The organism is Acidovorax sp. SUPP1855, from assembly GCF_030158955.1.
GTDB lineage: Bacteria > Pseudomonadota > Gammaproteobacteria > Burkholderiales > Burkholderiaceae_C > Paracidovorax.
Window position 1 is genome coordinate 120,867 of the sequence record NZ_BQXI01000010.1, and the last position, 20,509, is coordinate 141,375.

The following is a 20,509-nucleotide window of genomic DNA, read 5'->3' on the forward strand; positions in this document are numbered from 1 at the left end:
AGGGGGCACATGCCTCCTTTGAGGCGGCTCGGCAGGAGGCATAAACATGGCATTGGTAGATATCCAGGTCCCGGACATCGGGGATTTCGACGAAGTGGGCGTGATCGAGTTGCTGGTCAAGCCCGGCGACACGGTCAAGGCCGAGCAATCGCTCATCACGGTGGAATCGGACAAGGCCTCGATGGAAATCCCATCGAGCCACGCCGGCGTGGTGAAAGAACTGAAGGTCGCCGTGGGCGACAAGGTCAAGCAGGGCTCTGTCATCGTGGTGGTCGAAGCCGCCGATGGGGCCGCTGCCGAGTCCAAGCCGGCCCCAGCGAAGGCCGAGGCCGGGCAGGGCGCTGCCCAATCGGCCGCACCCGCCCCGGCTGCGGCGCCTGCCGCCGCTCCGGCACCCGCTCCCGCAGCGTCGGGCCCGGTGGAAGTGCACGTGCCCGACATCGGCGACTTCAAGGACGTGGCCGTCATCGAACTGCTCGTCAAGGTGGGCGACACGGTCAAGGCCGAGCAGTCGCTGTTCACCGTCGAATCCGACAAGGCGTCGATGGAAATCCCGTCGCCCGCGGCCGGCGTGATCAAGGAACTCAAGGTCAAGATCGGCGACAAGCTCAATGTGGGCGATCTCGTGGCGATCATGGAAGGCGCCGCAGGTGCAGCCCCCGCGGCGGCGGCCCCTGCGCCTGCTGCTGCGGCCCCCGCACCGCAGGCCGAGCCGAAAGCATCGGCCGCCGAAGAGGCTGCGCCCCAGGCCAGCGCCAAGCCGGCTGCAGCGCCCGCGCCGCACGCCCCGGGTGCCGCGCCCGTCGGCTTGCCGCACGCCAGCCCCTCGGTGCGCAAGTTCGCCCGCGAACTCGGCGTGCCGCTTGAAGAGCTCAAGGGTTCCGGCCCCAAGGGACGCATTACGCAGGACGACGTGCAGGCCTTCACCAAGCAGGTGATGAGCGGCGCCACCCAGACCAAGGCCCAGGCCGCCAAGGCCCCGGCCGGTGGTGGCGGCTCCGGTGCCGGGCTGGACCTGCTGCCCTGGCCGAAGGTGGATTTCGCCAAGTTCGGCACGGTCGAGCGCAAGGACCTGTCGCGCATCAAGAAGATCAGCGGCGCCAACCTGCACCGCAACTGGGTGATGATTCCCCACGTCACCAACAACGACGAGGCCGACATCACCGAGCTGGAAGCCTTCCGCGTCTCCACCAACAAGGAGAACGAGAAGTCCGGCGTGAAGGTGACCATGCTCGCCTTCGTCATCAAGGCCGTGGTGGCCGCGCTCAAGAAATTCCCCGAGTTCAACACCAGCCTGGACGGCGACACGCTCGTCTACAAGCAGTACTACCACGTCGGCTTCGCGGCGGACACGCCCAACGGCCTCGTGGTGCCGGTGCTGAAAGACGCCGACAAGAAGGGCATCCTCCAGATCAGCCAGGAAATGGGCGAACTGGCCAAGAAGGCCCGCGACGGCAAGCTCGGCGCGGCCGACATGCAGGGTGGCTGCATGTCGATCAGCTCGCTGGGCGGCATCGGCGGCACGCACTTCACGCCCATCATCAACGCACCCGAAGTGGCCATCCTCGGCCTCTCCAAGGGCCAGATGAAGCCGGTGTGGGACGGCAAGGCCTTCGTGCCGCGCCTGGTGCTGCCGCTGTCGCTGTCGTACGACCACCGCGTGATCGACGGCGCCAGCGCCGCGCGCTTCAACGCCTACCTCGGCCAAGTGCTGGCGGATTACCGCCGCATCCTGCTGTAAAGGAGCATCCCCTATGGCAGTGATCGACATCAAGGTGCCCGACATCGGCGACTTCGCCGAAGTGGGCGTGATCGAAGTGCTGGTGAAACCCGGCGACACCATCCAGGCCGAGCAGAGCCTCGTCACCGTGGAGTCCGACAAGGCATCGATGGAAATCCCGTCGAGCCATGCCGGCGTGGTGAAGGAGCTCAAGGTCAAGATCGGCGACAAGGTCGCGGAAGGCTCCGTGCTGCTCACGCTGGAGGCGTCCGATGCCGCCAGCGCGCCGGCCGCGGCGCCTGCACCTGCAGCAGTGCCTGCAGCAGCTTCCGAGCCAAAACAGGCTCCAGCACAATCAACACTAGGGCATGCCGCTGCAAAAAGCGTAGCAACCGTTCCGGCGGCCAGCTACGGCGGCACGGTCGACCTGGATTGCGACGTGCTCGTGCTGGGCGGTGGCCCCGGCGGCTACAGCGCCGCGTTCCGTGCGGCCGACCTGGGCCTCAAGGTGATCGTGGTCGAGCGCTACGCCACCCTGGGCGGCGTCTGCCTGAACGTGGGCTGCATCCCCTCGAAGGCGCTGCTGCACGTGGCGGCGGTGATCGACGAGGTCAGCCACCTGAAGGCGGTGGGCATCGATTTCGGTGCGCCCAAGGTGGACATCGACACGCTGCGCGGCCACAAGGAAAAGGTCATTGGCAAGCTGACGGGCGGCCTCGCGGCCATGGCCAAGATGCGCAAGGTGACCACCGTGCGCGGCGTGGGCCAGTTCGTGGGCGCGAACCACCTCGAAGTGGAAGAAACCACCGGCGCCACGGGCCAGGAGAAGACGGGCAGCAAGAAGGTCATCGCCTTCAAGAACGCCGTCATCGCCGCCGGCTCGCAGGCCGTGCACCTGCCGTTCATGCCCAAGGACCCACGCGTGGTGGACTCCACCGGCGCGCTGGAACTCAAGTCGGTTCCGAAGCGCATGCTCATCCTGGGCGGCGGCATCATCGGCCTGGAAATGGGCACGGTGTATAGCACGCTCGGCGCGCGCCTGGATGTGGTCGAGATGATGGACGGACTGATGCAGGGCGCCGACCGCGACCTCGTCAAGATCTGGCAGAAGATGAACGCCAAGCGCTTCGACAACATCATGCTCAACACCAAGACGGTGGGCGCCGAAGCCACGCCCGAGGGCATCAAGGTGACCTTCGCCGCGGCGCAAGAGGGCGGCACCGCGCCGGAACCCCAGGTGTACGACCTGGTGCTGCAGGCCGTGGGCCGCACGCCCAACGGCAAGAAGATCGGCGCCGACAAGGCCGGCGTGGCCGTCACCGACCGCGGCTTCATCGACGTGGACATCCAGATGCGCACCAACGTGCCGCACATCTTCGCCATCGGCGACATCGTGGGCCAGCCCATGCTGGCGCACAAGGCCGTGCACGAGGCGCACGTGGCGGCGGAAGTCATCGCGGGTGAACTGCAGGGCAACAAGGAGCTGGCCGCCGCCGCCTTCAACGCCCGCGTGATCCCGAGCGTGGCCTACACCGACCCCGAAGTGGCCTGGGTGGGCCTCACGGAAGACCAGGCCAAGGCGCAAGGCATCAAGGTCAAGAAGGGCCTGTTCCCCTGGAACGCCTCCGGCCGCGCCATCGCCAACGGCCGCGACGAAGGCGTGACCAAGCTGCTGTTCGACGATTCGCCCGAGGCCCATGGCCACGGCCGCATCCTGGGCGGCGGCATGGTCGGCACGCATGCGGGCGACATGATCGGCGAGATCGCCCTGGCGATCGAGATGGGCGCCGACGCGGTGGACATCGGCAAGACGATCCATCCGCACCCCACGCTGGGCGAGAGCATCGGCATGGCGGCGGAGATCGCGCACGGCTCCTGCACGGACGTGCCGCCGCAAAAGAAGTGAGTCCGGCGCCACTGCGGCGCCCGCATTCTGCAAGGCAGCTTCGGCTGCCTTTTTTCATGGGCCGGAAGGTCGCGATTGGCCGGAGCGTAGGCGCCGAGGGGTCGCCAGCGGCGGCCTATCATGGGTCGAAGTTCGGGCCCGGCGCAACAATGCCGTCACGCGCTGCGATGGACTCGAATCCACCACAGGAGACATTTCCCCATGCGATTGAAATTCTGCGCGCCGGCCGTTCTGCTGGCGCTGTCCAGTGCCGCCATGGCGGCCTGGCCCGAAAAGCCCATCACCCTGGTCGTTCCCTTTCCGCCCGGCCAGGCCACCGACATCTTCGCCCGGGCGCTGGCAGAAAAGCTGGGCGCTCGCCTGGGGCAGCCGCTGGTGGTGGACAACAAGGCCGGCGCGGGCAGCAACATCGGCACCGAGCAGGTGGTGCGCGCCAAGGCGGACGGCTACACGCTGGTGATGGCCGGCAGCGCGATGGCGGTCAACCAGACGCTGTACCGCAAGGTCAACTTCGATCCGCGCAAGGACCTGCAAGGCATCAGCCTCGTCGCCAAGGTGCCGCTGGTGTTCCTGGCGCACCCCCAGTCCGGCATCAAGTCCATGCAGGACCTGGTGGACAAGGCCCGGGCCGAGCCGGGCAAGCTGAGCTATGCCAGCGCGGGCATCGGCGGCACGCAGCACCTGAGCGGGGAAATGGTCAAGGCGCGTGCCAGGATCGAGATCGAACACATTCCCTACAAGGGCAGCGGGCCGGCGCAGGCCGATTTCATCGGCGGGCAGGTGCCCTTGATGGTGGATTCAGTGACGGCGGGCCTGGCCAACATCCAGGCGGGCAAGGCCGTTGCGCTGGGCGTCACCTCTGCCACGCGCTCCAGCCAGCTGCCGACCGTGCCGGCGATCGCCGAAACCGGCCTGCCGGAGTTCAAGGGCTTTGAAGCCGTGGGCTGGCTGGGCCTGATGGCACCCAAGGGCACGCCGCGTGCCATCGTGGACCGCTTGAACCACGAGGTGGTGGACATCCTTTCCAGCGCCGAGATGCAGAAGTTCATCCGCGACCGCGGCTCCGAGCCGTCGCCCAGCACGCCCGAGGCCATGGACCAGTTCGTCGCCCGCGAAATCGTGGAGTGGGGCAAGGCCGTGAAGCAATCCGGCGCGTCGGTGGACTGATCCGGCGCGCTCGCGGGGCGGGCCGGGCAAGGGATGGCCAGGGTGAAAGCGTGCGCAGGCGGCCCTGCGCTTCGGAGTGGCGACAGTTCGTTGGCGCACCGGCCCGCGAACGCGATGGGTGGGCACGCCAGGGATGGCGGTTGCTATGGAATTGGTAGCTGGTGGGTTCGGATCGGCAAGCGGCGGAGGGCTTTTCGCCCTGGTTTCTTTGCCACAATCGCACCATGCAACCCTTGCTCGACGCCATCGCCACGATGGCCTTCCCCACGGACGCCCAGCGCATCTTCCACGGACGCGGCGGCCGGTTTCCCGGCTGCGAACATTGGGCGCTGGACGCCTACCCGCCGGTCTTCGTGCTCACCAGTTTTCTGCCCGTGGCCGAAGAAGACCTCGCCACCATCGGCGCCGCATTGCAAGGCCGATGGGCTCAGATCGCGCCGGGCGAGCCGCTGAACTGGGTGTTCCAGTGCCGCCACGAGCCACTGCGCTTGCAGGGCCGCGCAGAAACCAGGCTGATGGCAGGCGCCGTGCCGGACCCGCATGTGGTCACGGAGCAGGGCGCGCGCTTTCGCGTGCACGTGCTCAAGGGGCAGAACCACGGCCTTTTCCTGGACATGGCGGAAGGCCGGCGCTGGGTTCGGCAATGCGTCGCAGCGCACCAGGCACGCGAACCGCGCGGTGCCAAGGTGCTGAACCTGTTCGCCTACACCTGCGCGTTTTCGGTGGTGGCACTGCAGGCGGGCGCCCGGCAGGTGGTGAACGTGGACATGAGCCACGGCGCCATCGCCATCGGGCAGCAGAACCACCAGCTCAATGGACTGACCACGGGCGCAAGCTTTCTGGCCCATGACATCTTCAGCACCTGGGGCAAGATCACGCGCGGCGGCCCCTACGGCCTGGTGATCGTGGACCCGCCCAGCTACCAGAAGGGTAGCTTCGTCGCCACCAAGGACTACGCGCGGCTCATGCGGCGGCTGCCGGACCTGCTGGCGCCGGGCGGGCACGCGCTGCTGTGCCTGAATGCGCCGGAGCTGTGCCTGGATTTTCTGCAAGGGCAGATGCAGGCGCTGGCGCCGGACTTGGCGTTGGTGGAGCGGTTGGCCAACCCCGAGGTGTTCGCGGACGTGCAGGCGGAGCGGGCCCTGAAGGTGCTGGTGTACAAGGCGCCGGATTGATGCCCGGTAGAGGGCCCATGCTTCTGCGCGGGTGGCCGAATCGCCTCGTGGGTGGGCCGCTTCAGTCGCCGTTCTGGATGTAGCGCCTGAGGCCCGCCGCCAATGCGGCGAAGGTGGCTGCGCAGCGCGGGCTCTCGCGCAGGTCCTCATGCATGGCGATCCAGGTGTCCAGCGCGGGCGAAAACACCGGCTGCAGCACGCGCACCAGCGACTTGTCCCGGGCCGCCAACCCGACCTGGCAAGCACCGATGCCGAAGCCTGCCCGGATCGCTGCCAGTTGCGCCAGATCGCTGTCTGCCCGAAACGCGAGCCCGGGGCGAGCGAACACCGGGAATTGCGCCTGCATCCTGCGCAGAAAGGGCGTCTCGTGGTCGAACCCGATCATCGTGTGGCCGGCCAGATCGTCCATCGACTTCGGCACCCCGTGGGCCGCCAGGTAGCGCTTGTGCGCATACAGCCCCAGTTCCACAGCGCCGATGCGCCTGGCCACCAGGGCCTCCTGCGTGGGCTGGAACATGCGCACGGCAATGTCGGCCTCCCGGTGCAGGAGGTCGTCCGCCGCATTCGACAGCACCAGCTCGATGGTCAGTTGCGGGTGCGCGCTGCGCAGGGCCGACAGGATCGGGGGCAGCACCTCGACCCCGACGATCTCGCTGGCCGTGAGGCGTACCGTGCCGCGCACGCCGGATCCATGGCTGCTGGCCACGCGGCGCAGCGCCGCCGCGGTGGACGCCAGGCCGGCCGCATAGGGTTGCAGTTCCAACGCGGCTTCGGTGGGCTTGAACCCATCGAACGAGCGCGTGAACAGCTTCAAGGCCAGGGCGTTTTCCAGGCTGTCGACATGGCGGCCAACGGTGGGCTGCGTCAAGCCCATCGCCCGGGCGGCAGCCGACAGCGAACCGGTTTCCAGCACCTGCAGGAAGGTCCGGTACCACTCCCAACTCGGTTCGGGATCGGCCATGGTATGCATTGATGAATAGTGGGGATGCGATTTTAGGCAATTTTCTTTTGCCCACCCCGCTCGCAAACTGCAGGCTCGCACCGCTGAAGCACCGGCGGTCCACGATTCAGCAGGACATCACCATGCCACCCATCGCACTCTTCGGCGCCGCAGGCGCCATTGGACAGAGCATCGCCGCTGCGCTTCGCGCCAAAGGCCAGCCCTATCGCGTCGTCGGCAGGACCCGAGCCAGCCTGAGCCAGGCTTTCGGCGCCGATCCGCTGGCCGACATCGTGACCTGGAACCCCGACGACCCGGCTTCGGTGCAAGCGGCCGCGTCGGGCGTGGAGACGCTGGTCTACATGGTGGGTGTGAACTACTGGCAGTTCGAGCTGCACCCGGACGTGATGCGCAAGACGCTGGCGGGCGCCATCGTGGCCGGTGTCCGGAACATCGTTCTCATCGGTACGGTGTATCCGTATGGCCGCCCGCGGACACAGCCGGTGCGCGAAGACCACCCCCGGGCGCCGCACACGTTCAAAGGCCGCATGCGCAAGGCACAGGAAGACCTGGTGATGCAAGCCCATGCCGAAGGCCGGATCCGCGCGACAGTGCTGCGCCTGCCGGATTTCTACGGCCCCGGCGTGCAGGCCAGCCTGCTGCACGGGGCCGCGCAGGCCGCCGTGCAGGGCAGCACCGCCGACATGGTGGGGCCCATCGACCGCCCGCACGAGTTCGTCTACGTGCCGGATGTGGGCCCGGTGGTCGTCCAGCTGGCGAACACTCCCGCGGCATTCGGCAAGATCTGGAACCTGGGCGGAGCCGGCGTGACCACGCAGCGTGAAATGGTGTCCGAAATGGAGCGCCAGACCGGCAGGGCGCTCAAGCGGCGGGTGGTGGGCAAGACCATGCTGCGCCTGATCGGCCTGTTCAACCCGTTCATGCGCGAGATGGTGGAGATGCACTACCTGCTCACCGACCCGGTGCTCATGGACGACTCGGCTCTGCAGCAACTGCTGGGGCCGATCCACAAGACGCCTTATGCGCAGGGCATCCGGCAAACGCTGGCGGCCGCGGCCGAGCGCGGGGGTTGATGCCTGCCTCTTTCATGCAGGGCGTCCAGGTGGTTCAGACGATGGCCGGGCCCTTGGGGTACAGCACATCCGACCGCAGCACGTACTTGGTGCCTTCCACCAGCGTGCCGCCTTCGTGCCAGGTGTCGTGGATGAACACGAGGGCCGTGCCTTGCCTGGGTTGTACCTGGAAGGTCTTGAAGTCGGTGGCGCCTCCCTCGAAGCCTTCGTTCAGGTACACCAGGAACGTGAGCGCGCTGGTCAGGCCGCCTTGATGCCATGGGCCGTCCTTGTGCATCTTGAACCGCTGGCCGGGCGCGTATTTGTAGAAGCGCAGATCCTTGGGCAGGCCCGCCGCATGGGCACCCTCGATCTCCGGCAGTTCCACCTGCGACAGCCTGTGCCACAGCAGCGCCACCCAGTCCGGGCTTTCCACCATCGTGCGCTGGTTGTTGCGCACCTGGGGCAGGGGTCGGGGCCCGCCGTGGGTGCGTACCTCCGCCGCGGTGAAACCCGTGTCTTCAGCCAGCTGGATGAGTTGACCGCACTCGGTGGGCGTCAAAAACTGGGGGATGGTGAAAACGCGAGGACTCAGTGTCACCCGATGCATGGTTCGATCTCCGCCAAAAAAACGTCCGAAGCGCAGCCAAAGGCCAGCGCGCAGGCTGCGTGTTTCGATGGTCTCACAGTGTGTGGAGATGCTGGCTTTGGGGGCTACGGCACATGCCCATCCGCACTGGCCCCGCTGCTGGCTTGCAGCCGGCCGCGGGCTGCGCTGAGCCGCTGAAGCGTCTGGGGGTTGTCCTCGGCCTGCGCCTGGTCCATGCCCGCTTCGACGACGGCCTGCGCGCGCTCCGCCAGGTCGCGCCACGCACCCGGCTCCAGCAGAGCATGGGCTGCCTGAAGCCAATCGCAATGGGGTGGGTAGGCTGCCGACAGCTTGCGCACGGCGTTGAGTGCAAACGGCGGGCACAGGATGGCCTGCACCGCCACCGAGCGCGCGGTGTGCTGTGGCGTATGGCCGCGCCGCCCCTGCCGCAGGGCCAGCAGCGCGATCCAGAGCGCGAACCCGTAGATCAGCGCGAGGCAGCCCAGTTGCGCGGCCTCGCTCGGCCAGAGGAACAGCACCGCGGGCAGCAGCACGAACAGGGTGGCTCCGAGGCCATACAGCGGCCACGCGAAGCCGGCGAAACCCGTGGCGTGCTGGCGCAGGCCCTCGATCGCCCGCGCATCGCCTGGCAGTTGGACACGCTCCGCGTCCCACCGCAGCGTGTAGACGGGCTGGTGCGGCAGCAGCAAAGCAGGCCAGGCCAGGTAGGCCCAGCGGACCTCGAAACCCTGCGTCGCCAGCAGCCCGTGCCAACCCCGCCGGCCCCGGCGCAGCAGGCCGGCATCTGCGGCCAGCGGTACGCAGGCGTCATACCCATAGAAGGCGCAGATGGCGAGCATCACCTGCGCTTCGGGGGCCAGCAGCGTGAACACGGGGTGTCAGAGGTCGGAGGCGAGGGGGCCGTAGCGGGCGCGGTGCTCAGGCTTCCTTCTTGCCGCGGCCGAACAGCTTGCCGATGGCACCGAAGACCGCGGCCACGCCGACGAGCAGGAACTTCCAGAACGCGGCGATGAAACCGCCGATGACCGTCCACAGGCCCTTCTTGGACGCCACGGCCGCTGCGCCGCCCAGCACCAGCGCACCCAGGCCGATCTTGGCGAGCTTGTCACCGTTCTTGAATTCGGCGTAGGTCTGGCCGCTGTTGTAGTTGAAGCCCGTGAGCACCTGCTTGAACTGCTCCGTGTCCTTCGCGAGGTTTTCGGGATCGGACACCAGGATGGCGCTCATCACGCCGGTGCGGCCCAGGATGCGCGAGGTGTAGTTGATCGCCTGGTGGCCGCTTTCATCGCGCAGGCGCAGGCCCCATTCCAGGCGCTTGCTCTGCGCGTCGTAGTGCGGCTCGACCTGCCAGCCCTCGGTGTACAGGGCCTCCATGCCCAGCTTCTTGCGCTGCTGGTTGCCCTCCGCATCCGCGGCCTTGATGGACGACAGCAGTTCGGGGGCGTTGATCTTCTCGTCGTCCTTGATGTAGCCGGTGTCGTCGAACGAAAACACCGCGAACCAGTCCAGCGAACGCGGGGCGATCAGGTAATGGTTGGGCGTGGGCGGATTGCCATACAGCTGCAGCAGTTTGGCCGTGTCCTTTTCGTCCAAAAAGGCGTATCCCTTCGGGATCTTGATGGTGGCGTTGCTGCCGATTTCGCCCTGGCCCTGGTCGATCCAGTGCAGTGCCTTGACTTGCTCCGCGAGTTTTTCCTGGCGCTGCTGCGATTCCGGCGCCTGGGCCCAAAGGGCCATGGACATGCTGATGCCCAAGATGGCCGTAGCCAACGACTTGATCATTTCTTACCCTGTTATGAATTGGTTTTTGGAGTGTGCGCACGGGCCTTGCGCCCAGCCCGTGGCTGGAGCAGACACCTCTCCCGCCCGGCGCCACGGCAAATGTACCCGGTGCGCCACACCACCCAACCGCCCCGGACAGGGCACGAAGATGGCCATGATCCGGTCAGCATCGAAGGGTTGCGTCAGGGCGTTGTCGAAATCCGGAATGCCCTCGTGCTGCGCTGCGCCACTGCTGCAACGCCACTCGAGCAGGCCAGCGACAGAGGGGGAATTTCGTTCGGCACGAGGTCAAGAATGACTACATCGAAATGGCCACCGGGCGCCTGCGGCAGCCCCCGCCGGCCATCGTAAGCTGGCCTGTGCGGACCGAACGGGATTTCGAATCATCGGCGGTTCGCAGAGCAGGCCTGCGCAGTCACGGTGCCCATCGACACCACCCCGCGCTCGGGCTTCATCTTGTCTTGGTAACCACCACGTTACTTATCGTTAAGGCCGATAGGAGTATTGCCATGCGCCTTGCGCAGTTCATTCGCCACGCTCGGGAAGAAATCCTCGCCGAGTCATTTGCCTACGCGACCCGCATCCCCTCGCTGCAGGGCTCGGCTGCAAGCGTCTTGCGCAATCACCTTCCGCTGGTGCTGGACGCCATCGCACTGGACCTGGAGCAGCCGCAAAGCCGGGAACAGTCCATCGACAAATCCCTGGGGCATGCCGCGCCCCCTGCCGAGGAGTCCGCCGCGCAGTCCCATGGCACGCTGCGGGCCCGCATCGGACTGGACATAGAGCAGCTGGTGGCGGAGTACCGCGTGATTCGCTCCTGCGTGCTGCGCCTGTGGATGGAATCCGGCCAGCCGACCGCCTTCGCGATGGACGACACGGTGCGCTTCAACGAAGCCATCGACCAGGCGGTCGCGGAGTCGGTGGCGTTCCATGCGGCCGAGGTCGCCAAGTGGCGGCATATCTTTCTCGGCGTGCTGGGCCACGACCTGCGTGGCCCCCTGAACGCCATGCTGCTGACCGCGCAATTGCTGGAGCGGGTCGGGAGCCAGAACCCTGAGCAGGCGACATACCTGGTCGGCGCATTGCTGCGCAATGGCCGCTACCTGAATGTGCTGCTCGACTCACTGCTGGAATACAACAAGGCCACGCTGGGCGTGGGCACGCCGCTGCATCGCCAGGCGGTCGACTTGGGCGCGGCCTGCCAGGAAGAATTAGAGATGCTGCAGCAGGCTTTTCCCAAGCGCCGGATCCGCTGGCAGATCACGGGCGATGCCCGGGGCGACTTCGACCCGTCGCGTGTGCGGCAGGCGGTCTCCAACCTGGTATCGAACGCAGCCCAGCACAGTCCGGAGGGCAGCGAAGTCGCCGTGATCGTCGCGGGGCAGGCGGCAGCGGTGGAGATCACCACGGAGAACCTGTCCGATCCGATTCCCCCGGAAGTGCTCGATACCTTGTTCGACCCCTTGCGACGCAACGCCAGCCCTTCAGGGGCTTCGTCGGGGAACCTGGGCCTGGGCTTGTTCATCGTGCGGGAGATTGCCAAGGCGCACCAGGGCGAGGTGACCGCCTCGACGGCGGACGGCGTCATCCGGTTCAAGATGGTGTTGCCCAAATCTTCAAAGGCGGCCTGAGGCCCCTGCGCGCGCTACCCGGTCGCAGTAGCGCGCGCTTTGGTGCTATGAGGTGGGCCCAATGGCCAACGCCAGTTGGTCGATGGCGCGGTCGATGATTGCCTGCCGCTCCTCTTCGGCAAAGGCCTGCAGGAAGCCTGCAGTTCCTTCGATCAACAGGTAGGAAAGGCCGTGGACAAGGCCCCAACTGGAAGCCACCGCCGTGGCCGCCTCGATAGGCGAGGCGGCGGGCCCCAGCGCAGCCTCGATGCACGACCGCAGCAGCGCCAGCGGGTTGGCAGGGCCTTGGGGTGCGCATTCCGTCGGCTCCTGGGGAAGCCGCTGGCCGAAGAACATCAGCCTGAAAAGCTGCGGATGGGCCCGCGCAAACATGACGTAGGCCCTTCCAGAGGATGCCAATCGCGCTTGGGGACCAGGTTTGCCTTGCGCCATTTCGCGCTCCATCGCCTCCGACAACTGGTCAAAGCCCCGATGCGCCAATGCGGACAGCAGGGCTTCGGTGTTCGGGAAGTGGTGCGCGGGCGCCGCGTGGCTGACTCCCGCACGCCGTGCCGTGCCGCGCAGCGAAAAGCCCGCAATGCCCTTGTCGTCGAGTTCAGCCGCGGCCGCATCGAGCAATGCGGCACGCAGATCGCCGTGGTGATAGCCGCGCGGCGCTGGCAGCGGGGCTGGGGCGGGCCGGGCGCGTCGTTTCGCCGTGGCAACTGCGGGTGTCTTGCTGGTGGGCATGTCTTGCTTGTCCAAAAAACGTCAGGCATGAAAAAACCCGAGTTTATCTAGACGCTGTAAAAATTAATGTTTACAGTGCCTAGATTCAATGCCTTTAACCGAATTCATCCGAAGCCTGCCATGACACTGGACTCCATTTTTTCAATCTCCTCCGGGCTGGCTCTGCTGGGCTGGATGGTCTTGGTGGTCAGCCCGGTCATGCCCCGATGGTCCAACCGCCTGGCGGCCTGGGTGATTCCCTCGTTGCTTGCCACGCTCTATACAGCGCTCATGCTGGCGCATTTCGCCGCAGCGCAGGGCGGCTTTTCTTCGCTCGATGACGTGGCGCGCCTTTTCGCTTCAAGGCCGGTGCTGCTGGCGGGTTGGCTGCATTACCTTGCCTTCGATCTGGCCATCGGTGCGTGGGAAGTGCGGGATGCGCGCCGGCGATCGGTCAGGTTCTGGCTCGTCCTGCCCTGCCTGGCGGCCACCTTTCTGTTCGGCCCGGCCGGCTTTCTCCTGTACCTGATCGTGCGCAGCACCGCGCCACGGCGCCAGACCGAGGCAGGCTGACGTGTCCGATACAAGCACCATGGCTGTCGCTGCCGAATTCACCCCGTCTCTGCGACCACCCTGGCGGTCGTCGCTCGCGCAGTGGGATGGCCCAATGGTCCGGCTCGGTGGCGCGCTGCTGGCCGGTCTGCCTGTGCTGGTGCTGGCCGGTCTGCTGGACGACCGGGAATGGCACGGGCTTACGCTGTGGACGAAGCCGATCAAGTTTGCGATCGGCTTTGCCCTCTACCTCATGAGTCTGGGCGGCTTTGCCGCCTTCATCGACCCGGCTTGGCGACAGCGGCGGGTGTTCCGGGTGGCGATCTTTGCCGGCCTGTTGGCCATCGCCATGGAGCAGGCCATCATCACCCTGCAGTCGGCGCGGGGCGTGGGCTCGCATTTCAACATCGCCACGGCCTTCGACGCGGCGCTTTACAGCGCAATGGGTGCGGGTTCCCTGGTGCTCCTGGCCATGGTGCTGCCCATTGCATGGGGTCTTGCACGCCATCCCGGCATCCGGCCGCTGTCCGCGAGCATGCGCCAAGCGCTGGTTGCCGGACTGCTGTTGACTTTCGGGCTCACGCTGATCACCGCCGGGACCATGGCGGTGATGGGAAGCCATCGTGTCGGTGCAGTGCCTGGCACCAACGAGGCGATGGCGTGGATGGGCTGGCTGCCACATGCCGGCGACTTGCGCGTGCCGCATTTCTTTGCCACCCACGCCATGCACGCCGTCCCGCTCGCAGTGCTGATGCTGGGCCCGCTAATGCGGTTAGGCCAGCGCGGCGTCGTTGGCGTGGCTGCGATCTACGGCGCTGTCGTCCTGGCGATGTTCGTGCAGGCTTTGCAAGGCCATGCGTTTCTTGCGTTCATCGGATAGCGCGCACCATCGGCTTCGAAGGACCGTGTATCCACGGCTGGCGAGGGGGATTCGGCTACCCGGCCGCATCAGACATAGCGCTGCTCCAGGGCATCCCACGCGGGCTTGCCCACCAGGCGCTGGCGCTCGGTAAAAGGGACCACCAAGGCCGGGTCTTCGCCGAGGCACTTCGTCTCGCGCAGCACGGTGAGCGCCTTCTGCATGCCGGCCACCGCGCCCTGCAGCGCCGCGTTGGCATACAGCACGATGCCGTAGCCCAACTGGCCCAGTTCCTCGGCCCCGACGATGGGCGTGCGCCCGCCGATCACCATGTTCATGAGCTGGGGCGTGGCCAGGCGCCCGGGCAGCGCGCGAATGTCCTCGGCCGTGGTGACGGCCTCGACGAACAGAAGATCGGCCCCGGCTTGCGCGAAGCGCTCGGCACGCTCGATGGCCGCCTCAAGGCCCAGCGTCGCGGCCGCGTCGGTGCGAGCCATGATGAGCAGGTCGGGATCGGTGCGCGCATCCACCGCCGCCTTGATCTTGCCGACGGCCTCTTCGCAGGCGATCACCTCCTTGCCGGCAAAGTGCCCGCAGCGCTTGGGTGCGACCTGGTCTTCGAGCTGTATGCAATCGGCGCCGGCCCGCTCCAGCACGCGCACGGTGTGCCGCACGTTGAGCGCGTTGCCGAAGCCCGTGTCGGCATCGACGATCAGGGGCAGGGCGGCCGCGTCGCGAATGCGCGCCGTGTGGTCGGCGATCTCGTGCAGGCCCATGAAGCCCTGGTCCGGCAGGCCGAACCACATGTTGGTCACACCGGCACCTGTGACGTAGAGCGCTTCGAAGCCCAGGTCTTCGACGATTCGGGCCGACAGCGCATTGAAGGCGCCCGGCACCAGCACGCCGCGGCGGGCCTCCACCAGTGCGCGCAGATGTTTGCGTGGGTTGTGGGCCATGGCGTCAGATCACGTAGAGGTCGATGTATTCGTGCACCGGCAGCGCCTCCAGCGTCTGCGCATCGAGTGAGGCCGCCAGGATCGCGTCCTGCTGCTTCGGGGGGAAGCTGCGCGCGAGGTTGCGGCGGAACTTGGCCTCCAGCAATGGAATGCCTTCGGCGCGCCGGCGCCGGTGGCCGATGGGGTATTCGACCGCCACTTCGGGCAGGGCGCTGCCGTCGTTGAACACCACGGTCAGCGCATTGGCGATGCTGCGCTTTTCCGGGTCGTGGTAGTCGACGGTGTAGCGGGGGTCTTCCACGCAATGGATCTTGGCGCGCAGCGCATCGATGCGCGGATCGGCCGCCACGCCGGCTTCGTAGTCGGCCGCGGTGAGCCGGCCGAAAATCAGTGGCACCGCCACCATGTACTGGATGCAGTGGTCGCGGTCCGCCTCGTTGTTCAGCGGGCCCTGCTTGTCGATGATGCGGATGCAGGCCGCGTGCGTGCGGATGGTGATTCGCTGCACGTCGTCCACGGTCTTGCCTGCATCCCGCAATTGCTGGTGCAAAGCCATGGCGGCTTCGACCGCGGTCTGGCTGTGGAACTCGGCCGGAAAGCTGATCTTGAACAGCACGTTCTCCGCCACATAACTGCCGTAGGGGCGCTGGAAGCGGAACGGCTGGCCCTTGAAGGACACGTCGTAGAAGCCCCAGGTTTTCGCGGTCAGTGCCGAGGGGCAGCCCATCTCCCCGGTCTGCGCGATCAGCGCCAGGCGCACGGCACGGCTGGTGGCGTCACCCGCCGCCCAACTCTTTCGGCTGCCTGCGTTGGGCGCGTGGCGGTAGGTCCGCAGGCTTTGTCCATCGACCCAGGCCAGCGACACGGCGGCCAGCGTCTCGTCGCGCGACAGGCCCAGCAATTGGGAGACGACCGCGGTCGATGCCACCTTGACCAGCACCACATGGTCGAGCCCGACCTGGTTGAAGGCGTTTTCCAGCGCGATCACGCCCTGGATCTCGTGGGCCTTGACGATGGCGGTGAGCACGTCGCGCATCACCAGCGGTGGCTTGCCCGCCGCCACGGCGGTGCGGCTGAGCCAGTCGGCCACGGCCAGGATGCCGCCCAGGTTGTCCGACGGATGGCCCCATTCGGCGGCCAGCCAGGTGTCGTTGAAGTCGAGCCAGCGGATCGACGCACCGATGTTGAACGCGGCCTGCACCGGGTCGAGCTGGAACGCGGTGCCCGGCACCTTGGCGCCCTGGGGTACCGAAGTGCCCTTGACGATGGGACCGATGAGCTTGCGCGCCGCGGGGTATTCCAGCGCCTCCAACCCGCAGCCCAGGGTGTCGATGAGGATGTGGCGGGCGGTGGTGAGCGCGAGTTCCGAGGTCACCTCGTAGCGGAGCGCGTAGTCGACGATATCGACGATGACCTGGTCGTATTCGGGGCGGATGTTGCTGATGGGCGCGGACATGGGGCAGGGGTGTCGAGTGGTGTTGAACAAAGAAGAATGGAATGCGCCGATGCGGCTTCAGGTGCGGTCCGCCAGGGCGACGAAGGCCTGGTCTTCGGGCCCCGTGTAGTTCGCGCTGGGCCGGATGATCTTGTTGTCGATGCGCTGCTCGATCACGTGCGCGGCCCAGCCGCTGGTGCGGGCGATGACGAACAGGGGCGTGAACATGGCCGTGGGCACGCCCATCATGTGGTAGCTCACGGCGCTGAACCAGTCCAGGTTGGGGAACATGTTCTTGGCCTCGCGCATCACCGCCTCCAGCCGTTCGGCGATGTCGAACATGCGGGTCGATCCCGCCTCCTGCGACAGGGTTTTGGCCACGCCCTTGATGACCGCATTGCGCGGATCGCTCACGGTGTAGACCGGGTGCCCGAAACCGATCACCACCTCCTTGGCCTCGACGCGGCGGCGGATGTCGGCCTCGGCCTCGTCGGGGTTGTCGTAGCGCTTCTGGATCTCGAAGGCCACCTCGTTGGCGCCGCCGTGTTTGGGGCCGCGCAGCGCGCCGATGGCACCCGAGATCGACGAATACAGGTCGCTGCCGGTGCCGGCGATGACGCGTGCGGTGAAGGTGGAGGCATTGAACTCGTGCTCGGCATACAGGTTGAGCGAGGTGTGCATGGCGCGCTCCCAGCTCGCCGGCGGCTTGCGGCCATGCAGCAGGTGCAGGAAGTGCGCGCCGATGGAGTCGTCATCGGTTTCGACGTCGATGCGCCGGCCCTGGGTGGACCAGTGATACCAGTACAGCAGCATCGAGCCGAGCGATGCCAGCAGCCGGTCGGCGATGTCGCGCGCGCCGGGCGTGGGGTGTTCGTCCTTTTCGGGCAGGGTGCAGCCGAGCGCCGACACGCCGGTGCGCATCACGTCCATCGGGTGGGCATGCGCAGGGATCTGCTCCAGCGCCGACTTGACGCTGGCCGGCACCCCGCGCATCGCCCGGAGCCGGGCCTTGTAGGCGCGCAGCTCCGCGGTGGTCGGCAGTTTGCCGTGCACCAGCAGGTGGGCGATTTCCTCGAACTCGCAGACCTCGGCGATGTCGAGGATGTCGTAGCCGCGGTAGTGCAGGTCGTTGCCGGTGCGCCCGACGGAGCACAGCGCCGTATTGCCGGCCGTGACGCCGGACAGCGCCACGGATTTCTTGACACGGGCGCCCGGGGGCGCGGTGGGGGTCGCGAGGGTCATGCGATTTCCTTTGCATAGGGGAGGGGATCGTTGGGCAATGCGGCATCGGAGCGGGGGATGGGTGCGGGGCGCCCGGCGGCGTCCACCGCCACCATTTCGAACACGCCCCGAAGCACCTCCTGCTGCGGCCCACCCAGGGCCTGCGCCAGGCCGGTCACGCAGACGGTCATCGAACTGCGGCCCACCCGGCTCACGCGGGCCTGCAGCGTGAGCACATGGCCCACCGGCACAGGCGACACGAAGTCGATGCCGGTCACGCTGGCCATCACCACATCCCGCTGGGCCACGCTGCGTCCCACGAGGAACGCCGCTTTGGCCATGGATTGCAGGGCATGGCCTGCGAACAGCTTGCCGTGGTGGTTCGCCTGGCAGGGAAAGACGATGTCCTGGAACGCGAAGAGGGGGCCGCTGGGGGTTGTCATGCTTCGCAATCTACGCACAATGAAGGCATTGATAAAGCACTGAAAAGGCGAAGCTTTGCGAATGAAAAACAGCCGGTTTGCAAATTCTGCGAATTTTTCTTCTGGGTGGCGGGCGACACGATGAAGAAAACCTTCATGGGGGTGCGCCTGCGCAAGCTGCGCGCCGAGCGTGGCCTGTCGCAGATCGCCATGGCGCAGGCGCTGAGCCTGTCGCCCAGCTACCTGAACCAGCTGGAACAGAACCAGCGGCCGCTCACCGTGGCCGTGTTGCTCAAGGTCAGCCGCACGCTCGGGGTAGACGTGCAGCAGTTCTCCGAAGACGAAGAGGCGCGCATGGTGGCGGGCCTGCAGGAGGCGCTGGCGGACAACCCCGGGGGTGAGTCTGTCGCGCTGCCGGAGCTGCGGGAGATCGCCTCGCAGATGCCGGCCGTGGGCCGCGCGCTGCTGGCGCTGCACCGGCGCCACCTCGAAGCCACGCAGCGACTGGAGGCACTCGCCGTGCGCCTGGGCGATGGCCGGGGGGAAGAAGGGGGGCCGGACAATGGCCAGGCCCCCCTTGCACCCGTGCAGCCCATGGCCTTCGAGCGCGTGCGTGACTTCTTCCTTTCGCACCAGAACTACCTGGATTCCATCGACCGCGCCGCCGAGCAACTGGCCGCCGAAGCGCAGGCCGAGGGCGGTCTGCTGTCCGACTGGCTGGCGCGGCGCCTGCAACAGCAGCACGGTGTGCGCACCGTACCCTCGCAGGACGACATGGGCACGCACCTGCGTAGCTACGACCCGGGCAGCAAGGTGCTGCGGCTGTCCCCGTCGCTCGACCCCGGCCAACTCGCGTTCCAACTGGGCACGCAGTGGGCGCTGCTGGCGCAGTCAACGCTGCTCGATGCGCTGGTGGACCTGCCGGAATTCCGGCACGACCCGCAGGCGCGCTCACTCGCGCGCATCGGCCTTGCCAACTACTTCGCGGGGGCCTTGCTGCTGCCCTACGCCGTGTTCCTGCAGGCCGCCGAAACCGCGCGCTACGACATCGACCGGCTGGCGCGGCGCTTCGGCGTCGGCTTCGAGACCATCTGCCACCGGCTCAGCACGCTGCAGCGGCCCGGTGCGCCGGGCGTGCCGTTCTTCTTCATCCGCGTGGACCGGGCCGGCAACATCTCCAAGCGCCAGTCCGCCACCCATTTCCATTTCTCCAAGACGGGTGGCACCTGTCCGCTGTGGAACGTGTACGAGGCGTTTTCGCAGCCCGGCAAGATCCTGCCGCAACTGGCGCGCATGCCGGACGGGCGCAGCTACCTCTGGATCGCCCGGACGGTCTCCACGGGCCAGGGCGGCTTCGGCGCGCCGAGCAAGACCTTCGCGGTGGCACTGGGCTGCGACATCCGCCATGCGCCCCGGCTGGTCTATTCGCGCGGCATGGACCTGGACGATCCCGAGATCGCCACGCCCATTGGAATGGGCTGCAAGGTGTGCGAACGCATCGGCTGTCCGCAACGGGCCTTTCCATTCCTGGGCCGGCCGCTGGATGTGAGCGAGAACGAAAGCCGCTTCACCCCGTACCCGGCCGGGGACAGGGCGGGCCGTGGGTAGCCGCGCACCGTGGCACGGGCCGATGAGCGCATCGGCGAACATGGCGCATGCAGTTCGAAGTGAATCTCATTCACTGCATCTCCTATACTGCGGCCTTCACTTGCCTTTTGCGCCATCGATCCTGCGTTCGCGGGGTCTGGCCATGTCGATGGGCATGGCCCATTCCCTGGTTCAGATTTCCGTGTTCGCGCGCTATTACCGAGAGTTGCTGAGGTTCCTGCAGGGGTCCGTCCAGGATCGCGAGATGGCGGCCGACCTGGCGCAGGAAAGCTATGCGCGGGTACTGGCAGTGCAGCGGTCGGGCGAGAACATCTCGGAGCCACGGGCGTTTCTGTACCGCACTGCGCGCAACCTCGTCATCGACCAGTACCGCCGCGACGCGGTGCGCGGCCAGCATGCCCCGCTGGACGGAGACGATGGCTTCGAGCAGGCCGCGCAGGCCTTGGCCGGTCCACGGGCCTGCGAGCCCGAGGTGGCGGCCATGTCCTCCCAGACCGTGAACGCTTTGCTGGCTGCCATCGGCGAACTGCCGCTGCGCTTCCGCGAGGCCTTCATCCTGCACAAGTTCGATGGCCTTGCCCAGGCGGACATCGCGCGCCGCATGGGCATCTCGGTGACGATGGTGGAGCGCCACATCCAGCGGGGCATGCAGGCCTGCCGCGACTGCCAGGACCGGCTGGGAGGCACGCCCCGCACATCGGCACAGCCCACGCCAAAGGAAAGCCCGCGATGACGCGCTGCCCA

19 protein-coding genes are annotated in these 20,509 nt (G+C 67.0%); 10 read left to right on the forward strand and 9 right to left on the reverse strand.

The features are described from left to right. The first annotated feature begins 46 nt into the window (after positions 1 to 46). The 4 genes from aceF (at position 47) to AVMA1855_RS11310 (ending at position 5,968) form a co-directional block, all read left to right on the forward strand. Positions 47 to 1,741: a dihydrolipoyllysine-residue acetyltransferase gene (gene aceF / locus AVMA1855_RS11295; RefSeq protein ID WP_284425765.1), complete on the forward strand. Its 1,695-nt coding sequence runs from the start codon at positions 47 to 49 to the stop codon at positions 1,739 to 1,741. A gap of 13 nt (positions 1,742 to 1,754) precedes the next feature. Beyond that, a complete protein-coding gene (gene lpdA, locus AVMA1855_RS11300; protein ID WP_284425766.1) occupies positions 1,755 to 3,626 on the forward strand; it encodes a dihydrolipoyl dehydrogenase in 1,872 nt (623 codons plus the stop codon). A 201-nt stretch (positions 3,627 to 3,827) separates the two neighbouring features. Beyond that, positions 3,828 to 4,793 (forward strand): tripartite tricarboxylate transporter substrate binding protein, encoded by a 966-nt coding sequence (locus tag AVMA1855_RS11305; RefSeq protein WP_284425767.1) that lies wholly within the window; start codon positions 3,828 to 3,830, stop codon positions 4,791 to 4,793. A gap of 224 nt (positions 4,794 to 5,017) precedes the next feature. Next, positions 5,018 to 5,968 carry a class I SAM-dependent methyltransferase gene (locus tag AVMA1855_RS11310; protein ID WP_284425768.1) on the forward strand — a complete coding sequence of 317 codons (951 nt, stop codon included), beginning with the start codon at positions 5,018 to 5,020 and terminating at the stop codon, positions 5,966 to 5,968. A 61-nt stretch (positions 5,969 to 6,029) separates the two neighbouring features. Here the strand turns inward: AVMA1855_RS11310 and AVMA1855_RS11315 are convergent, their stop codons facing one another. Continuing rightward, positions 6,030 to 6,929, reverse strand: a complete 900-nt coding sequence (locus tag AVMA1855_RS11315) for a LysR family transcriptional regulator (protein WP_284425769.1) — start codon at positions 6,927 to 6,929, stop codon at positions 6,030 to 6,032. Between the two features lie 122 nt (positions 6,930 to 7,051). Here AVMA1855_RS11315 and AVMA1855_RS11320 point away from each other — a divergent pair, with 122 nt between their 5' ends. Then, on the forward strand, positions 7,052 to 8,002 hold the full coding sequence (locus tag AVMA1855_RS11320) for an NAD-dependent epimerase/dehydratase family protein (protein ID WP_284425770.1): 951 nt from the start codon (positions 7,052 to 7,054) through the stop codon (positions 8,000 to 8,002). Positions 8,003 to 8,036: 34 nt separating this feature from the next. Here the strand turns inward: AVMA1855_RS11320 and AVMA1855_RS11325 are convergent, their stop codons facing one another. From AVMA1855_RS11325 to AVMA1855_RS11335, 3 genes are all read right to left on the reverse strand, one after another. Beyond that, on the reverse strand, positions 8,037 to 8,543 hold the full coding sequence (locus AVMA1855_RS11325; protein WP_284425771.1) for a 2OG-Fe(II) oxygenase: 507 nt from the start codon (positions 8,541 to 8,543) through the stop codon (positions 8,037 to 8,039). A 152-nt stretch (positions 8,544 to 8,695) separates the two neighbouring features. After that, entirely contained in the window at positions 8,696 to 9,463 is a 768-nt protein-coding gene (locus AVMA1855_RS11330) for a hypothetical protein (RefSeq protein ID WP_284425772.1), read from the reverse strand. Between the two features lie 46 nt (positions 9,464 to 9,509). After that, on the reverse strand, positions 9,510 to 10,373 hold the full coding sequence (locus AVMA1855_RS11335) for a DUF2167 domain-containing protein (RefSeq protein WP_284425773.1): 864 nt from the start codon (positions 10,371 to 10,373) through the stop codon (positions 9,510 to 9,512). Positions 10,374 to 10,882: 509 nt separating this feature from the next. Here AVMA1855_RS11335 and AVMA1855_RS11340 point away from each other — a divergent pair. Continuing rightward, complete coding sequence (locus AVMA1855_RS11340) at positions 10,883 to 12,004, forward strand: sensor histidine kinase (RefSeq protein ID WP_284425774.1); 1,122 nt, start codon at positions 10,883 to 10,885, stop codon at positions 12,002 to 12,004. Between the two features lie 45 nt (positions 12,005 to 12,049). Here the strand turns inward: AVMA1855_RS11340 and AVMA1855_RS11345 are convergent, their stop codons facing one another. Continuing rightward, on the reverse strand, positions 12,050 to 12,733 hold the full coding sequence (locus AVMA1855_RS11345) for a TetR/AcrR family transcriptional regulator (protein WP_284425775.1): 684 nt from the start codon (positions 12,731 to 12,733) through the stop codon (positions 12,050 to 12,052). Between the two features lie 120 nt (positions 12,734 to 12,853). Between AVMA1855_RS11345 and AVMA1855_RS11350 the strand changes: the two genes are divergently transcribed. Together AVMA1855_RS11350 and AVMA1855_RS11355 are read left to right on the forward strand one after the other, a co-directional pair. Beyond that, complete coding sequence (locus tag AVMA1855_RS11350; protein WP_284425776.1) at positions 12,854 to 13,285, forward strand: ABA4-like family protein; 432 nt, start codon at positions 12,854 to 12,856, stop codon at positions 13,283 to 13,285. Positions 13,286 to 13,304: 19 nt separating this feature from the next. Beyond that, the gene (locus tag AVMA1855_RS11355) at positions 13,305 to 14,144 is read left to right on the forward strand and encodes a hypothetical protein (RefSeq protein ID WP_284425777.1); all 840 of its coding nucleotides are present in this window, start codon (positions 13,305 to 13,307) and stop codon (positions 14,142 to 14,144) included. Positions 14,145 to 14,212: 68 nt separating this feature from the next. Here AVMA1855_RS11355 and AVMA1855_RS11360 read toward each other — a convergent pair whose 3' ends face one another. The 4 genes from AVMA1855_RS11360 to AVMA1855_RS11375 are packed head-to-tail and all read right to left on the reverse strand — an operon-like array spanning position 14,213 to position 18,178. Then, complete coding sequence (locus tag AVMA1855_RS11360) at positions 14,213 to 15,079, reverse strand: isocitrate lyase/PEP mutase family protein (protein ID WP_284425778.1); 867 nt, start codon at positions 15,077 to 15,079, stop codon at positions 14,213 to 14,215. A gap of 4 nt (positions 15,080 to 15,083) precedes the next feature. Next, positions 15,084 to 16,535: a bifunctional 2-methylcitrate dehydratase/aconitate hydratase gene (locus AVMA1855_RS11365; RefSeq protein WP_284425779.1), complete on the reverse strand. Its 1,452-nt coding sequence runs from the start codon at positions 16,533 to 16,535 to the stop codon at positions 15,084 to 15,086. Between the two features lie 57 nt (positions 16,536 to 16,592). Beyond that, positions 16,593 to 17,756, reverse strand: a complete 1,164-nt coding sequence (gene prpC / locus AVMA1855_RS11370; RefSeq protein WP_284402829.1) for a bifunctional 2-methylcitrate synthase/citrate synthase — start codon at positions 17,754 to 17,756, stop codon at positions 16,593 to 16,595. Continuing rightward, positions 17,753 to 18,178, reverse strand: coding sequence for an acyl-CoA thioesterase (locus AVMA1855_RS11375; protein WP_284425780.1), 426 nt, complete (start codon positions 18,176 to 18,178; stop codon positions 17,753 to 17,755). Before AVMA1855_RS11375 ends, prpC begins: the two co-directional genes overlap by 4 nt. A gap of 120 nt (positions 18,179 to 18,298) precedes the next feature. On the opposite strand from AVMA1855_RS11375, the gene AVMA1855_RS11380 reads away from it, so the two are divergent. Both AVMA1855_RS11380 and AVMA1855_RS11385 read left to right on the forward strand, forming a co-directional pair. Continuing rightward, positions 18,299 to 19,765, forward strand: a complete 1,467-nt coding sequence (locus AVMA1855_RS11380) for a short-chain fatty acyl-CoA regulator family protein (protein ID WP_284425781.1) — start codon at positions 18,299 to 18,301, stop codon at positions 19,763 to 19,765. 154 nt (positions 19,766 to 19,919) lie between these two features. Beyond that, positions 19,920 to 20,498 carry a sigma-70 family RNA polymerase sigma factor gene (locus tag AVMA1855_RS11385; RefSeq protein WP_284425782.1) on the forward strand — a complete coding sequence of 193 codons (579 nt, stop codon included), beginning with the start codon at positions 19,920 to 19,922 and terminating at the stop codon, positions 20,496 to 20,498. Positions 20,499 to 20,509 lie beyond the last annotated feature (11 nt).

Coding starts and splice junctions, on each gene's coding strand:
- AVMA1855_RS11345 (WP_284425775.1), bottom strand. CDS start 12,733: ATGCCCACCAGCAAGACACCCGCAGTTGCCACGGCGAAACGACGCGCC.
- aceF (WP_284425765.1), top strand. CDS start 47: ATGGCATTGGTAGATATCCAGGTCCCGGACATCGGGGATTTCGACGAA.
- AVMA1855_RS11315 (WP_284425769.1), bottom strand. CDS start 6,929: ATGGCCGATCCCGAACCGAGTTGGGAGTGGTACCGGACCTTCCTGCAG.
- lpdA (WP_284425766.1), top strand. CDS start 1,755: ATGGCAGTGATCGACATCAAGGTGCCCGACATCGGCGACTTCGCCGAA.
- AVMA1855_RS11375 (WP_284425780.1), bottom strand. CDS start 18,178: ATGACAACCCCCAGCGGCCCCCTCTTCGCGTTCCAGGACATCGTCTTT.
- AVMA1855_RS11320 (WP_284425770.1), top strand. CDS start 7,052: ATGCCACCCATCGCACTCTTCGGCGCCGCAGGCGCCATTGGACAGAGC.
- AVMA1855_RS11385 (WP_284425782.1), top strand. CDS start 19,920: ATGGCCCATTCCCTGGTTCAGATTTCCGTGTTCGCGCGCTATTACCGA.
- AVMA1855_RS11365 (WP_284425779.1), bottom strand. CDS start 16,535: ATGTCCGCGCCCATCAGCAACATCCGCCCCGAATACGACCAGGTCATC.
- AVMA1855_RS11305 (WP_284425767.1), top strand. CDS start 3,828: ATGCGATTGAAATTCTGCGCGCCGGCCGTTCTGCTGGCGCTGTCCAGT.
- AVMA1855_RS11380 (WP_284425781.1), top strand. CDS start 18,299: ATGAAGAAAACCTTCATGGGGGTGCGCCTGCGCAAGCTGCGCGCCGAG.
- AVMA1855_RS11350 (WP_284425776.1), top strand. CDS start 12,854: ATGACACTGGACTCCATTTTTTCAATCTCCTCCGGGCTGGCTCTGCTG.
- prpC (WP_284402829.1), bottom strand. CDS start 17,756: ATGACCCTCGCGACCCCCACCGCGCCCCCGGGCGCCCGTGTCAAGAAA.
- AVMA1855_RS11335 (WP_284425773.1), bottom strand. CDS start 10,373: ATGATCAAGTCGTTGGCTACGGCCATCTTGGGCATCAGCATGTCCATG.
- AVMA1855_RS11310 (WP_284425768.1), top strand. CDS start 5,018: ATGCAACCCTTGCTCGACGCCATCGCCACGATGGCCTTCCCCACGGAC.
- AVMA1855_RS11355 (WP_284425777.1), top strand. CDS start 13,305: ATGGCTGTCGCTGCCGAATTCACCCCGTCTCTGCGACCACCCTGGCGG.
- AVMA1855_RS11340 (WP_284425774.1), top strand. CDS start 10,883: ATGCGCCTTGCGCAGTTCATTCGCCACGCTCGGGAAGAAATCCTCGCC.
- AVMA1855_RS11360 (WP_284425778.1), bottom strand. CDS start 15,079: ATGGCCCACAACCCACGCAAACATCTGCGCGCACTGGTGGAGGCCCGC.